This is a genomic window from Alicyclobacillus sp. SO9, from assembly GCF_016406125.1.
GTDB lineage: Bacteria > Bacillota > Bacilli > Alicyclobacillales > Alicyclobacillaceae > SO9.
The window spans coordinates 2,954,423-2,968,550 of record NZ_CP066339.1; the positions used below are offsets into that span (position 1 = coordinate 2,954,423).

Consider the following 14,128-nt stretch of genomic DNA (forward strand, 5'->3'; position numbering starts at 1 on the left):
CTGAAGGGGCTCAACGGAATCTGACAGGACCAACGGAATGCCCGCGAGCCCTTTTAAAGAAGTTATGCATCAACTGAAGATGCGGGGATGCACCGGTCAATAAAACGAAAACACCTTTCGATATATTCTTCGGGATGACTTTGGAATGCGCCTTCATGGTCTGTGCCAGAGACTTCCCAATATTCCGTTTGCGTCCACTGAGACAGCCACCTACCATTTGCGACGGGAATCGAGGAATCTTCTGAACCATGAATTACGAGCAGAGGCCTGTTTGCGACACTGCGTATCCGTTTTGGAAAGTACCCAGTAAACAACCAAAAGAACGCTGGCACAAGGACAAAAAATAACTTTGGAAGATGCAGCATTTGTTGATACATAGTCGCAAAGGAATCAAATGCGCTCACAAACGCACTGTCAGTGATAGCGCAGTCAATTCGATTCCCGGTCTCACCCAATGCCGACAAGGTTGCGTGCCCGCCCGCGGAGAATCCCCAGACAATGATAGGACCATCCCCCCAAGACCGCACCCAATCCACTACAGTTAGTACGTCATTAGATTCGGCGGAGCCGCCGGTATAAGGCCTGCTGCCGCTTACATACCCCAAATCAAACAAGACAGTATTCATTTTGCGTTGATAGACTTCCTTTGCCAATCCCAGAAATGGTACCCAGGGTTCTTCCCTGGACCCTGCCCATCCGTGGACAAATATCACAGTTGGGCGAGCCCGGTTGGTAGGAATGAGCCATCCTGAAAGTCTTCCAGCAATCTTCACGTCTTCAAAGGGAAGCCCGTACTCAGCTGGCGTTGTCGTCATGGCTGCTCGACTAGGATAGTGACGCGCCGGCCGGGTCGGGTACCATCCCAGCACAGCATTACCTGCTATCCAAGCCAATAGTATCAGGACAACAGCGACGACAACTATCGCCCATATCACGAGAGTTCCTTTCTTTTCGTAGGTTTGAATGCTTGAGACTCAGTACATACGCGGAATACCATAGGCCCTGTCCACCTTTTCAAATCCAATTTTCGGGTAGTACTCCTCTGCCGTTTCGGCAGCTACAAGCAGAAGTTTCACACCTGGTCCAATTTCTTCTCGGACTTGCCGCATCAGTTCTTTCCCTATTCCCATGCGCTGAAACTGCTTGTCCACCGCCAAATCAGACAGGTAGCAGCACCACGCAAAGTCTGTCAGCCCTCTTGCTATCCCAACGAGTCTTCCATTCAATCTCGCAGTGACAATCAAGTTCGAATTGTCTATCATGCTTTGAATCCGCTGTGTGTCATCGACAGGACGACGAATACCAGCGTTTCGAAACACATCTGCAACCTCGGCTGCATTCAAGTCTGTGACAAACTCATATCTGACTTGCTCCATGACTCTTTTGTGCCTCCCGTAAGCTGATTTCGAGACAAATGGAAAACAAAATGAATCTGTTTGAAGGTATATGTATTTCCTCTGATACGGCACTGCAAAATTCATGTACTCAATCATGGCTTCTGCCAGACGAAAATCTGGCAGAAGCCACTAGAGCTATTCTCTGGAACGACTGCGAATACATATCGCTAGGTCAAGGCTTTTGTCAAAGCAGGTACAATTTGCTTTTTACGCGAGACGATACCGTCAAGCGGAACTTGATTGTCTTCAAAGGCGGCATTGAAGGCCTGCTCGACAGCAGCCTTTTGCGAACCACTGGCCAATCCGACAGAGTTATTGTCAAGAATATTGGTCACGGTCACAAGGAACAAATCAAGCTCTCTTTCTGCCACGCGCGACTCCATCTGCTTCAAAACCTCTGCCTTTCGACTGAGCACATCTTGAACATCCACTACGTTCACTTGGGCAACTTCAACCTTGTGTGCCCCCATCTGAAACTCTTTGACATCTCGTGAAATTAGCTGTTCTGCGCTGGTTTTACTCACGTCAGCACCAGCTTTTAGCATCTTCATTCCATATTCATTCAGGTCAACCTCTGCAATGTCTGCCAATTCACGGGCAGCTTCCACATCTTCAGAAGTGCAGGTGGGTGACTTTAGTAACAAGGTGTCAGAAATGATGGCGGACAACATAAGACCGGCAATCTGTTTGGGAATAGTCTTTCCATTTTCCTTGTACATTTTGGTTAATATAGTGGCCGTGCAACCGACCGGCTCCGCCCGATAGTATAAGGGACCGGAGGTCTCGAAATTCGAAATGCGATGGTGGTCAATCACCTCTATTACCGATACTGCGTCTCTGTCTTCGACGCTCTGCTGTTTTTCATTGTGATCGACCAGTATGACCTGGCTCACTTCGTTGCCAACGGTTTCTACGAGCCTAGGCGCTTCCTGTTTAAAGTAGTCGAGAACATATTGAGTTTCGTCATTAACTTGACCTAACCGTACTGCTTCGACCGATGTACCCAACTGGGTTTTCAAATCAGCGTACGCTACAGCCGAGCATATGGCGTCTGTGTCAGGACTCTTGTGACCAAAAATTAGTGTTTTCTCCAACACACATCCTCCTTTAATTCACCAATCTACACATTGTACCTTGTAAGCGGGCCAGTCAAACCAGCCGAGCCATACATGTGATCCATACACTAAGATAACACGAGTAAAATATAATAGAATAGATCAGTCAATCCTGTGGACTGGCTGGCCTCTATTATACGGCTTTTATTCAACGTCGTACCACAACCAGATGGACCTGGACTCTATTTGTAATGTTTCCGTGGTAAGAATCGTCTATTTAGGTGTCAGAAACAACAGGGTCTTACAGGAGGGGGATTACTTGGAGTACCGCGTAAAATGGGTACATGGTCGTTCCTATGCTTCCTGGATATTGATTACAATGAATGTTCTCTGGTACCTGGTGGTTGAAGGCAAGACAGGTCGCTCACCCTTAGGATTGATAGCGGCTGGAGCCGTTGACTACCACGATGTTGTAATCGGACATGAGTGGTGGAGGCTGATTTCAGCAGACTTTGTCCACCTGAATCTTACGCACATCGGTTTTAACATGGTTGCGCTGGCTTTTGTTGCAGGAATTGAAGTGGTAGCGCAATCGTGGACATTCATTACAGTCTATGTCCTCTCTGGCATCATCGGCAATCTCGCCCAAGTGTTGTTATATCCTCATAACACGGTTTCTGCAGGAGCCTCCGGGGCTATTATGGGGCTTTATGGGATGGCCTTGTATATGGGGATAAAGGGAATACTTCCTGTCGCAGTCAGAAATCAAGTCATTGTTCTATTTGTAGTCAATGTCGTGTATGGTTTCTCCACACCGCATATCGGGAATGGCGCGCATATCGGCGGCTTCTTTACTGGGTTGCTGCTCGCGGGGCCGCTATTACAAATGAAGCGTATTTCATATCGACATGTAGTAAATGTCACAGGATTTATTGCAGCAATTCTATCAGTAATCGCGTTATTTTTAGCTTATCATAACGGGCAGCATACCGAGACCCGGCTGCGTAGTAATCCACTTAGTATTCTAAGCAAACTTTCAAAGGCTAATTCATCTCAACTAAACTCTACCTCGGGACCGAGGATTTCAGCAGGTACCACCGCTGCAGATGGCCGCCACAACGCAGGCACAACTTCGAACGCCCCAAGCGGGATGTCGCAGCCGTCTTCAACGGCAACTTCTAAGTCACCGTCGAGTGCAGTATCGGATGCCCACTCGAGCACAGGTACTTTTACCTCTCCTCGTCGCCCCAACCCTGTGCAGGAGTTTAAGACAGAGTTCAATAAGACATTGCAAAATTATACTGAGATACGAGCACAGTACACGCGGTATCATAGCCAATATGATACGAAGGCGATTACAGAATCCAAGTATTACAGCGATATAAGCCGTCTGGTTTCTCCTCTGGAGGCCGATGGAAACCAACTGAGGTATCTCCAGATGGTTGCACCTGCCAACGCAAAGAAAATGACGACAGAATTGAATCACAGTGCAACGTATTTTTATGGGTACATCGAGGTGTTAGCGTACAGCCTCAAGATCTCAAAACCGTCGGAGGCAAAGAGAAGTTTGACATATCTTACAAAAAGCAACCAAGCCTTCAAACAGTTTCAAACCCTGCATAGAACGTACCTTAAAGAGAACTAGCCTATCCTGCAGTTGCTGCTTGACAGAAAAAGTAAGGCTGTGTATAGTACACAAAACTGAACCTGTCCTACTGCATTGAGAAGGCCAGTACAAATGAGTGCGGATGTACAGAGAACCGACCGCTTGGTGAAAGGTTGGTCTTTCAAGTCATTTGGAACCCACCTTTGAGCAGATGATGATAAATCATCCGGATCCCCCCGTTACAAGGGAGCCTCACGGCGATTTGAGCGGGTCACGTTTGTGACCAATGAAGGTGGTAACACGAGGGTATGCCCCCGTCCTTTACGGACGGGGGTTATTTTATTATCACGAGGTGATGAAGATGCGACTGTCACATTCACTGTTCAAAACGGAGCGTCAGGTGCCAAGTGATGCTGAATTGAAGAGCCATCAACTACTAATCAGAGCGGGCTTTGTTCGGCAAATTGCGGCGGGAATTTACAGCCTAACCCCATTGGCCTGGAGAACCATTTCCAACATATCACAAATCGCCAGGGAGGAGATGTCAAAAGTAGGAGGAGAAGAAGTTCTGCTTCCAGTCACGCAACCAGCGTCCTTATGGAAGCAAAGCGGTCGTTATGAAGACATCGATTCGTCCTTGGTACGATGGACAGACCGCAATGAGCACAAGATGGTACTAGCAATGACACATGAAGAGGCTGTTACAGACCTTGTCCGTCACTTTGTAAGCTCTTACCGGCAGTTACCCCTTATCCTGTATCAAATTCAAACAAAGTTTCGAGATGAAGCGCGCCCTCGAGGGGGACTTGTACGGCTTCGTGAATTCCTGATGAAAGATGCATACAGCTTTCATGCAGACACAAAGAGTTTGGATGTGTTCTATGACAAGATGATAGAAGCTTATGAAGCATTTTACGCCCGATGCGGGGTTTCTGTTCTTCGCGTCGAGGCAGACACCGGGATGATGGGCGGAGGTGCGTCTCATGAATTCATGGTCCTATCTGACGGAGGTGAGGACACACTTGTTACTTGCCGCGGTTGCGGCTACGCGGCCAATAACGAAGTAGCGGTCTCAAAAAAACCGAGTCTTGGCTCTAAAGAGATGGCCTCTTGGACACTTTACAAGGGTTCTGACGGACGTCGTATCGTTGCAGGTGCACCTGAATCCTCCCAAATCAGCGCTGTGAAACTCGCGCATACACTAGGCGAAAGAGAAATTCAGGAGTTAGACGTACATGAATTGGAGCAACTTGGACTATCCTCTAGCGGTTGGTTGGACGGAGAAAAAATCCGGCATACCGAACTTACTGTGATACTTGATGACTCCTTCTCCTCGCACTCGATGAGCCAAACTGGAGTCTACCAATTTGCAGACATTATTACAGTCGAGGAGGGCGACCCATGCCTGCATTGCGGAGAATCCCTAAGCACCGTCAGAAGCATCGAAGTTGGGAACATTTTTAAACTAGGAACGCGCTACTCATCTCCTATGGGAGCGACTTTCACACAAAAGGACGGTTCGGTCAGTCCACTCACCATGGCTTCCTATGGAATTGGCATCACAAGAATGCTTGCCTGCATTGTCGAAGACAACCACGATGAGGACGGAATTGTGTTCCCAAAATCCATTGCTCCGTTCACATACCATTTAGTCCGCATCGGACAGGATGAAGAGGTCATGAGGACGGCCGAGCAAATTTACAATGAGCTTGGGACCAATCAAGTCCTGTACGACGACAGACACGAAACCCCAGGTGTGAAGTTCGCAGATGCCGATCTCGTAGGTCTCCCCTACCGCCTAACCGTCAGCACCACATCCTTGAAACGCGGCGGTATAGAACTAAAAGACCGAAAGACGGGACATGTAACGGTCGTTCCTATTCAAAACTTACAACAAACCTTATCGACAGCCTTGTCTGACCGCCATTGATGATTTAAGCTGAGCCAATTGAGGTCCTGTACAGTCGGGTCGACATCCATCATGACTGGCTTTTAGAGTTTGTCTTCGGAGCGGTAATAGAAAGTATTTTCGAATGGTTAGGGAAATCCTCCATGTGGTTGCTTGCTAGCCTATACCGTTTGCTTCGCTTTGTACTTCGTTTTCTGGTTTGGAAAGGTGAAAGGTGAATTCATTTGACCAAACAACGGTTTCGCGCAACTTCCGTCAATCGCTGCGGAAGTGGCGCGAAATTTCGTAGCTAAAATGCCCATTTTCCATTTCGGAAGAGCGGCTCGATAACTCCGTCTGCAGTAATGCCATCTATATCCAACTCGTCTGAGCCAATCATGAAATCCACGTGCGCAAGACTGTAGTTACATCCGTGTTCAGCTAACTGGTCTGCGCTCATTTGCGTACCGCCCTCGACACACATCGGATAAGCACGTCCAATGGCGAGATGGCACGATGCATTTTCATCGTACAACGTGTGTAAAAATACCATGTTGCTCTGTGAAACTGGCGAGTCGTGAGGCACCAGTGCCACTTCACCGAGGAAGTGGGAGCCCTCATCCATTCCTATGATTGACTTCAATACTTCGTATCCTTTCTCTGCTTCAAAGTCGACGATACGTCCACTTTCGAATGTAAGAGAGAAATTATCAACAGTCGCTCCATTGTAGTTTAGCGGTTTCGTACTCCTTACGACACCATTCACACCTGTCTGGAGCGGAGCCGTAAATACCTCCTCAGTAGGGATGTTCGGAACTATCGGTACCCCGCGTGAATTCTTGCCTCCGGCAGAAATCCAACGGTGCTTTTTGTGCAACTCAATCGTTAGGTTTGTGCCTGTGCTTCGGTAATGAAGCTTTCGGTAGTTTTTCTGATTCAGATAGTCCGCTCGAAATGTCAGATCCTCGACGTGTGCCTTCCACGCGGCTACGGCATCGGGTTGGTCAGCACGCGTTATCTTAAGGACGAGATGCCAAAGCCGATTCAATCGCTCGGTCTCAGGTAGTTCTGGAAACAAAAGTGAGGCCCAGGTCTCCGTAGGAAACCCCATCCCAGACCAAGTTATATCCCCAATTCTGGCGTTGAAGAAACTCAATGCTTCTGCCGTTGCTCTAGAGTTTATTGCAATCCTCTCCGGATGGACATTTTGTAACAGACTAGGATTCACCGTAAAGATAGCCAGTCTCGCCGCATCTTCGTCCAGAATAGATTGATACCATTCCACATTCCATTTTCCGACTTCAACTAATGCTGCTTCATCACTGTGCATGAGACGCATGCGTCTTAGTTCTCCATCGCTGTAACGGAAGTGGACGTTGTGAGCCCCTGCCTCATACGCTTTCTTCGCAACAATTCGAACGAAATCTGCGGCTTCCACATCCGCTTCTATGTACAAATTCTGACCAGCCTGCAAATTCACTCCGACTTTGACCGCGACATCTGCATACGATTCCAATTTATTCAGTAATGCACTATCAGCACTACCCATTTGTACAACTCCCCCTTCGCGCTAAAGCACTCAGCGTCACTCTGTTTTAAAGCACTTTGGACATGAGAATGTTGGTAGCAACGTATCCCGAAGACCTGTACAACTTGATTGCAACCTCGTTATAGCCAAATACATGGAGCGATATTTTGGGGATACCCATCTGCTTTACAAAGGCTTCGAGAGATTGCATCGTTTGTTTTCCATAGCCTTTGCCTCTTGCGTCCTCGTTTATTTCAAGACCGTAAATAAACATTTCTTTCCCTTCATCACGTACCTTTAGCCATAAGGATCCCACCACTTGGTCACAGTCTTCATCTTTGACGTTAAAGAGATAGGTGTCCAAGGTGGCTAATCCCTCAGGCATTATCTGCTCAAACTCTCGCTCTGCAACCTGCATCGCTTCCTCAGCCGATACGTTACCGGCTTGGACCTTTTCTTCAGCATAATGCTTAACGCTAGCTTTAAGCCACGATTCATACCGTTCATGTCCCATTGATTCTAACTTGACCATAGCAATCCCCCTATTCCTTGTCGTAATATTTAGTATAGCACTCCTTGTATAAGTGAGGCTTAATTTCATATTTCTTACAAGCTTATACTACGCCTTTTGACAACCACAAACAGGGAGCCAGCTGTGCTGGCTCCCTGTTTCTTTGCTCGACCATTCGAACGACTGAACTGTGCCTCATCCCCGACCAGCATCCCAACTCACGCAGTTGCTGGCTTCTGCACTAACCCCCACACAGTCCCGAAGGGTACATACGCATCACGTATCTATACTTATACAAGTTCTCTGGTTGGAGTTGCTCAGATTTCTTCCATTTCAAATGCTTGTAGTACACGCAATCGCGTTGCGACCCATCCAGTCGTACTTGCTTGTACCAAAATCGTCAAAAGGATAGCCATGAAAGTAATGGAACTAATCAGCGGCGCACCAGGAACTTTTTCAGCGACAATCATTCCGGATAAAGCGGCTGGGATGACTCCAGTTTCTCTTACCCAACACATAAAAGTCACTTGTCTGCGGTTCCATTTCGCCCGCCGGTCTATCAGGACTGAACTTAAGACAGTTAACGGTCTTGCAATGACCATGAAGATGGCAACAACAACCAACCCCATCCACAAGTGCTCGTAGATGAGCTTAAAGTCTACCTGTGTACCTAATAAGACAAAAATTAACATGCGCATAATCAGAGTGATCCCGTTTCCAAAGTGATCGACATTGTCCCGAGTGTGTTGTGCCATGCTCAGCCTAAAGCTTTCTCCATTTCCAGTCATCATTCCGGCGGCAAACGCAGCCATGAACCCGCTCGAGTGAAGAAGCGTGGCAACTTCAAAGGAAGACAATGCAGTTGCCAGCATGACAATAGAACCATATTCGTGAAAAATTCCCCAGCCGCGGCGGGAAACCAGCCACAAACAGACGAGTCCAAAAAATGCGCCTGTCGCCATCCCCACAATTGAAGAATGAAGAAAGGAGAGTATCGGAGGAGCTAAGGAGAATTGCTTGTGCGAAACAATCAAAGAAATTATCGTGAACACTAATACTGAGCCTGTGGCATCATTAAAGGCAGACTCAGCTTCCACAGTTTGCTGAAGTTTAGGAATAAGGGATACACGTTTGAAGACAGGAATCAGTGTGGCGGGATCGGTAGATGCAAGGATAGACCCCAATAAAATCGCCCAAGTCCACGGCATAGCCAACAGATAATGAGCTGCTATCCCCACCACGAGCGCCGTTAGCAAAACGCCCGCAGTAACTAACATGAGAATACTAATCCAGACCTTTTTCAGTACCGAAAACTGGACACCGCGTCCTCCATCAAATAAGATCAACAGGGCTCCAACGTTCAAAATCCATTGATTCAATTGAGCTTGATTGGGTTCGCTGACCCAATTTAAAATCGCTGGACCAATGAGGATACCAAACAGCAGGAATGCTGCAACATCAGGTATACGGGGACGCTCCGTTAGCTTGGCCACAGACAGTCCTCCGACAAGAATGATAATCAACACCTGTATGGAACTTTCCCATGAATTTAAATGTAACAAGCCAATCGCCTCTTCGAAGCCTAGGAATAAGTACTCATGACTAACGGCCGGTTTACTTTTTCTTTAGCAATCTATTTGACCTTGCTTTTTACAGATGCTCTGAGGTCTTTTGAAGCTTTGATAACCGCCACAAAAATCACATAAATCTCCAGGCGGCCGAAAAGCATACCTGCAATTTGAGTCCACAGTACAACAGCAGGTGAGTGAGGAGATGTCACTCCAATGGATAATCCCACAGTCCCTATAGTGGAAGCAAACTCAAACAGTGAATCCTCCAGAGAATAACCGTACGCAGTCATCACGGCTGTCCCGATAAAGAAAAGAACCAGATATATGAACGCATACATGGATACTTCAGAAATTCGCTTTGCATCGATGTACACTTTCCCTTCAGGGCGACATACGTACGTCTCATTCACCGTGTTTTCAGGTAAGAAATTCTTCTTAATATTCCAAATCAGTGCTTTGAACAACACGTGTACTCGATAAAGCTTGATGGCTCCTGCAGTCGATCCAATACCTCCGCCAATTAGCATGAGAACTACCATGATTAAAATTGCCAACGGACCCCAATTATTATAGCTCACCGTTGAAAAGCCGGTTGTACTGAGAGCCGACACAGCGTTAAAACCCGCTGCCTGCAGTGCTTGAGGAATGCTTCGATAGACTTTGGCCAGGGAGAAAAAGGCTAAGACCGGAGTAGCAATCGCCAGCACCAGAAACATAAATCGAATTTCTCCAATCCGAAAAAACGCCTTGAATTTGCCTCTGATTAAGAGGAGGTGAGCTGCAAAATTGGTGGTACCAAGCAGCATTAAAACAATGGTTACAATGTCTATTGGGGTGCTTTTATACGCCCCTATACTGTCTGCTCTTGTCGAAAATCCTCCTGTCGAAAGCGCCGCAATGGAGTGGTTAATTGCATCAAACCAGGACATTCCAAAAACTACGTATAGAATGCTTCCTGCAACAATATATCCAGAGTAGATAGAGATGACGATGCGCGCGGACTTGGCCAGATTCGGCAACAACTTGTCAGAATGTCCTTCTGCACTGTATAACTGCATACCATAGGTGCTTGATAGAGCTGATACCATAACCAGGACAATACCTATCCCGCCAAAAAACTGCATGATACTGCGATGCATCAAAAAAATTTTAGGAGTAACCGTGACATTAACCACAGACAATCCCGTTGTGGTCCAACCGCTCACCGCTTCAAACATAGCTTGGGTGAAATTTAACTGCCCTGATAACAGGAACGGTAACCCCGAAAAAAAAGCCGCAACCATCCAGGCAAGAACAATAACAATCGTATCTTGGCGCAGCGATAATTTCACGTCGCGTCGGCCACGAATCAAGAGGCTTAATAAACCTCCAACTAAAAGCGCAGTAAACGCTGGAATGAGGAAATCGGCAGCATATCGCGTTTCCGAAGGATAGAAGACGAGAACCAGCAAAGGCGTTAGCAATATGACGCCAGTTATCATGGTTAACACACCAATGTATCCCCATACCGTTTTGTACCCGTCAATGACATTACGGTTGACCATCATCAACTGCTGCGTCTCCCAACAACTCTCTGAATTACTTTTTCTTGTAGTCTTAGCGGAGACAGAATGATTAATTTGTCCCCGGAACGCAACTCCGTGTTCCCTCTAGGAATGATGCTTTGCACACCTCGAATGATGCAACCAATAAGGCTTTGTTCTGGGATGTCAATTTCAGCCACGGTTGTGTTGCAGACCGGAGAATCTTTGTTAAGGCGGACCTCCATTGCAACGACTGTTCCGTGTTCAAAGGAAATGAGGTTTTCAATTTCCTCCACTGACGCCATTTGCTCAATCATATCGGACACAATATGCGTCGCACTAATGACCGAGTTGATACCAAGGTGCCTAAACACCTCTACATTTTTCGGGTTACTGACTGTTGTAAATACTCGTCTGACACCGTAAATTCTCTTTGCAAGCTGACAAATAACGAGATTGTCAGCATCTTGAGGAGTTAAGGAAATCACAAGATGGGTGTCTTCAATGTTGGCATCTTCAAGTACATCCGGTTCACTTCCATCTCCACAGATCACCAACGCTTCGTCATGCTTCTCTGCCAAAGCCTTGGCATAGCTTTCATCATCTTGAATGATTGTCACCGCATGTCCTTTAGACAACAATGAAGAGGCAAGAAAGTCCGCTTTTTTACGACCGCCAACAATCATAATCTTCATTTCCCAGTGACCTCCAAAACGTCCTGTGAAAGCAAGCTTTCAAACCGAAGCAAAGTCAAATTCGTCGGATGAATTGTTTGTATTGTATAGTCTCTGTACAGCACTTCTTTGTCATTATTGAACAGCCGTGTGATGACTTTTGGAACGCCGAACAGCTGACTGGCAATCTGTGAAATCATAATATTGACATTGTCATTCTCCGTCGCCGCGAAAACCACGTCAGCTCTACCAATGTTGGCACCTTTGAGTACATCAACGTCCGTGGCATCCGCCTCTATCGTAAAGCCGGCGTAGTCACGTGATAATTTCCGAAATCCCAAGTTGTTTTTGTCAATGATAACTACATCTTTTCCGCGTGATGACAAGGTCGATGCAATCTTGGCCCCGGCCCGACTGCATCCCGCTATGATAATATAGTCGTCGTGATTGTCTCTGCGTTTGCGCAGTCCATTCCCCATAGATATCACCTCAAGAGATTCAAAGTCAATTGTAGAAACCGTACGCTTGATAAATACTTATCGCTATCCACGCGGCTGGAACCTGATATTCTTTAAGGTCCCCCATGTCCGCTTACTCTTGCGGAACACAGGATGATTGTAAGCTCTTGTTGTGTCAAAATGCTGTAAAGAAATAGACGTGCAGTGTAAAAAAACTGTAAAAATATACACGAAGCATGTGAATTAGAGGTATATAGAGGATAATCTGTGTGTAGAGAACGGAGTTAGAAGTGATGAAAACAACAACATTCCAGCGACCGAAATGGCGTATTCTATCCTATCTCATATCCTTTCCGACCCCTGAAGACACGTTCCATGGAAGCGAGAAGCAGAAAGCAAAACTCTTGCCTTATGTCATCACGACACTTGTCGTTTTTGGGTTAACTATGATTCTTTCGGAAATTGGACATTTCTTTACACTAGTCAACATCGCACTGCTGTATCTTTTGCCAGTCCTTATCACAGCTGTTCGTTGGGGCCTTTGGACCTCATTTTATGCAGCAAGCATTGGGGTAGTGGCGTTTGATTTCTTCTTTGTACCGCCTCTGTACACTTACACCGTTTCTGACGCACGGTATTTGATTTCGTTCGCAGTCTATTTAGCAGTTGCCACATTCACTGCAACTCTGGCGTCTCAGTTACGTCAGGATTTTCGAGAGGCCAGAGAGCGAGCGGCCGTTACATCAGCTCTCTTTTTACTGAGCACACAAGTAGCCGCTTCTGGGAATCTAGACTCCATACTCGCAGCGATTGTTCGACAGGCGTTTGGAACCTTTGGACTTTGCGCAACGGTTTTACTTCCCAACGCCAAAGGTCAACTCAACGCACGTGCCTCAGATGGGTTTCATGATGCCAACACGTTCGAGAGAGTGGCACCCAGAATCGTACAATGGGTGTACAACCACGGTGAACTGGCGGGGCGTGGAACGGATACTGACGGCAGTGCACCCATCGTCTACGTACCACTAAAAACAGAAACCAAAGTTCATGGGGTGATGTGCTTTTTAGACAAGCATCCTGGAACCACACGTGCTATTAGTAATACCTCTCACGTTATCGACGCATTGGCAGGGCTTGCCGCCGTATCAATTGCTCGTGTACGCTTTGAAGAAGAAGCTCAAATTGCGCATCTGACAGCAGAATCCGAGCACATACGTACCGTCTTGCTAGATTCTATTTCGCACGAGTTGCGTACACCGCTTGCAACAATTATTGGATCGGCAACTTCGCTGATAGAGAACAAAACAGTGCTATCCACCACAGCTCAAGACGAACTGCTTGGAACCGTTCTTGAAGGTTCCATGCGAATGAATCGTTTGGTGACAAACCTCCTGGGAATGGTACGGCTCGAGAGCGGGATGCTGCAACTCAACAAGTCATGGTGCGATGTTGCCGATATTGTCGGTGTCGCCTTGAGACAAACGCAAGATGCATTGAATGCAAGAGAAGTCACCGTGCAGATCCCTGAAGACTTACCAGTTATCTCCGTCGACGAATTGCTTTTGGAGCAGGTTCTCGTCAACTTGCTCAGTAATGCCAACAAGTATTCCCCAGAAGGAAGTCCCATTGAGATAGAGATCAAAGAAGACCATGGAGTGATATCGCTGAGTGTTCAGGATTGGGGTGACGGCATTTCGCCGGACGACGCAGAAAAGATCTTTGATAAGTTTTATCGTTCGAGTACCCAACGCAGTATTCCAGGTACCGGGTTAGGCCTCGCCATTTGCAAAGGTATCATTCAGGCACACGGAGGGAAGATTTTTGCAAGAAACAGAGTCGAAAGCGGCCTCGCCGTAACCATTGAGTTGCGGGTTTGTGAGGAACAGCCCAGCAACATCAACCTATAAAGCAAGGAGG

Annotated in this window: 12 protein-coding genes and 1 other annotated feature; of the genes, 3 read left to right on the forward strand and 9 right to left on the reverse strand. The window is 47.0% G+C overall.

Features of this window, described 5'->3' with window-relative positions; genetic code table 11:
• Positions 1-62 precede the first annotated feature (62 nt).
• The 3 genes from GI364_RS13850 to GI364_RS13860 all read right to left on the reverse strand — a co-directional run bounded on the left by GI364_RS13850 (position 63) and on the right by GI364_RS13860 (position 2,491).
• Entirely contained in the window at positions 63-935 is an 873-nt protein-coding gene (locus GI364_RS13850; RefSeq protein ID WP_198849860.1) for an alpha/beta hydrolase, read from the reverse strand.
• A gap of 39 nt (positions 936-974) precedes the next feature.
• The gene (locus tag GI364_RS13855) at positions 975-1,376 is read right to left on the reverse strand and encodes a GNAT family N-acetyltransferase (protein WP_198849861.1); all 402 of its coding nucleotides are present in this window, start codon (positions 1,374-1,376) and stop codon (positions 975-977) included.
• A 188-nt stretch (positions 1,377-1,564) separates the two neighbouring features.
• Complete coding sequence (locus GI364_RS13860; protein WP_198849862.1) at positions 1,565-2,491, reverse strand: manganese-dependent inorganic pyrophosphatase; 927 nt, start codon at positions 2,489-2,491, stop codon at positions 1,565-1,567.
• 280 nt (positions 2,492-2,771) lie between these two features.
• Between GI364_RS13860 and GI364_RS13865 the strand changes: the two genes are divergently transcribed.
• Both GI364_RS13865 and proS read left to right on the forward strand, forming a co-directional pair.
• Complete coding sequence (locus GI364_RS13865; RefSeq protein ID WP_198849863.1) at positions 2,772-4,097, forward strand: rhomboid family intramembrane serine protease; 1,326 nt, start codon at positions 2,772-2,774, stop codon at positions 4,095-4,097.
• Positions 4,098-4,163: 66 nt separating this feature from the next.
• Positions 4,164-4,383, forward strand: a binding site (T-box leader).
• Positions 4,384-4,419: 36 nt separating this feature from the next.
• Positions 4,420-5,988, forward strand: coding sequence for a proline--tRNA ligase (proS, locus tag GI364_RS13870; protein WP_198849864.1), 1,569 nt, complete (start codon positions 4,420-4,422; stop codon positions 5,986-5,988).
• A gap of 268 nt (positions 5,989-6,256) precedes the next feature.
• Here the strand turns inward: proS and GI364_RS13875 are convergent, their stop codons facing one another.
• From GI364_RS13875 to GI364_RS13900, 6 genes are all read right to left on the reverse strand, one after another.
• A complete protein-coding gene (locus GI364_RS13875) occupies positions 6,257-7,495 on the reverse strand; it encodes an aminopeptidase (protein WP_198849865.1) in 1,239 nt (412 codons plus the stop codon).
• Positions 7,496-7,541: 46 nt separating this feature from the next.
• Complete coding sequence (locus GI364_RS13880) at positions 7,542-8,006, reverse strand: GNAT family N-acetyltransferase (RefSeq protein WP_198849866.1); 465 nt, start codon at positions 8,004-8,006, stop codon at positions 7,542-7,544.
• A gap of 296 nt (positions 8,007-8,302) precedes the next feature.
• Positions 8,303-9,547 carry a cation:proton antiporter gene (locus tag GI364_RS13885; RefSeq protein WP_198849867.1) on the reverse strand — a complete coding sequence of 415 codons (1,245 nt, stop codon included), beginning with the start codon at positions 9,545-9,547 and terminating at the stop codon, positions 8,303-8,305.
• A 71-nt stretch (positions 9,548-9,618) separates the two neighbouring features.
• Positions 9,619-11,103 carry a TrkH family potassium uptake protein gene (locus GI364_RS13890; RefSeq protein ID WP_233096171.1) on the reverse strand — a complete coding sequence of 495 codons (1,485 nt, stop codon included), beginning with the start codon at positions 11,101-11,103 and terminating at the stop codon, positions 9,619-9,621.
• Positions 11,103-11,774, reverse strand: a complete 672-nt coding sequence (locus tag GI364_RS13895; RefSeq protein ID WP_198849869.1) for a potassium channel family protein — start codon at positions 11,772-11,774, stop codon at positions 11,103-11,105. The genes GI364_RS13890 and GI364_RS13895 overlap by 1 nt, the downstream gene beginning before the upstream one ends.
• Positions 11,771-12,232: a potassium channel family protein gene (locus GI364_RS13900; protein ID WP_198849870.1), complete on the reverse strand. Its 462-nt coding sequence runs from the start codon at positions 12,230-12,232 to the stop codon at positions 11,771-11,773. The genes GI364_RS13895 and GI364_RS13900 overlap by 4 nt, the downstream gene beginning before the upstream one ends.
• Positions 12,233-12,504: 272 nt before the next feature.
• Here GI364_RS13900 and GI364_RS13905 point away from each other — a divergent pair, with 272 nt between their 5' ends.
• The gene (locus tag GI364_RS13905) at positions 12,505-14,118 is read left to right on the forward strand and encodes an ATP-binding protein (RefSeq protein ID WP_198849871.1); all 1,614 of its coding nucleotides are present in this window, start codon (positions 12,505-12,507) and stop codon (positions 14,116-14,118) included.
• Positions 14,119-14,128 lie beyond the last annotated feature (10 nt).

Coding starts and splice junctions, on each gene's coding strand:
- GI364_RS13900 (WP_198849870.1), bottom strand. CDS start 12,232: ATGGGGAATGGACTGCGCAAACGCAGAGACAATCACGACGACTATATT.
- GI364_RS13895 (WP_198849869.1), bottom strand. CDS start 11,774: ATGAAGATTATGATTGTTGGCGGTCGTAAAAAAGCGGACTTTCTTGCC.
- GI364_RS13880 (WP_198849866.1), bottom strand. CDS start 8,006: ATGGTCAAGTTAGAATCAATGGGACATGAACGGTATGAATCGTGGCTT.
- GI364_RS13905 (WP_198849871.1), top strand. CDS start 12,505: ATGAAAACAACAACATTCCAGCGACCGAAATGGCGTATTCTATCCTAT.
- GI364_RS13890 (WP_233096171.1), bottom strand. CDS start 11,103: ATGATGGTCAACCGTAATGTCATTGACGGGTACAAAACGGTATGGGGA.
- GI364_RS13875 (WP_198849865.1), bottom strand. CDS start 7,495: ATGGGTAGTGCTGATAGTGCATTACTGAATAAATTGGAATCGTATGCA.
- proS (WP_198849864.1), top strand. CDS start 4,420: ATGCGACTGTCACATTCACTGTTCAAAACGGAGCGTCAGGTGCCAAGT.
- GI364_RS13855 (WP_198849861.1), bottom strand. CDS start 1,376: ATGGAGCAAGTCAGATATGAGTTTGTCACAGACTTGAATGCAGCCGAG.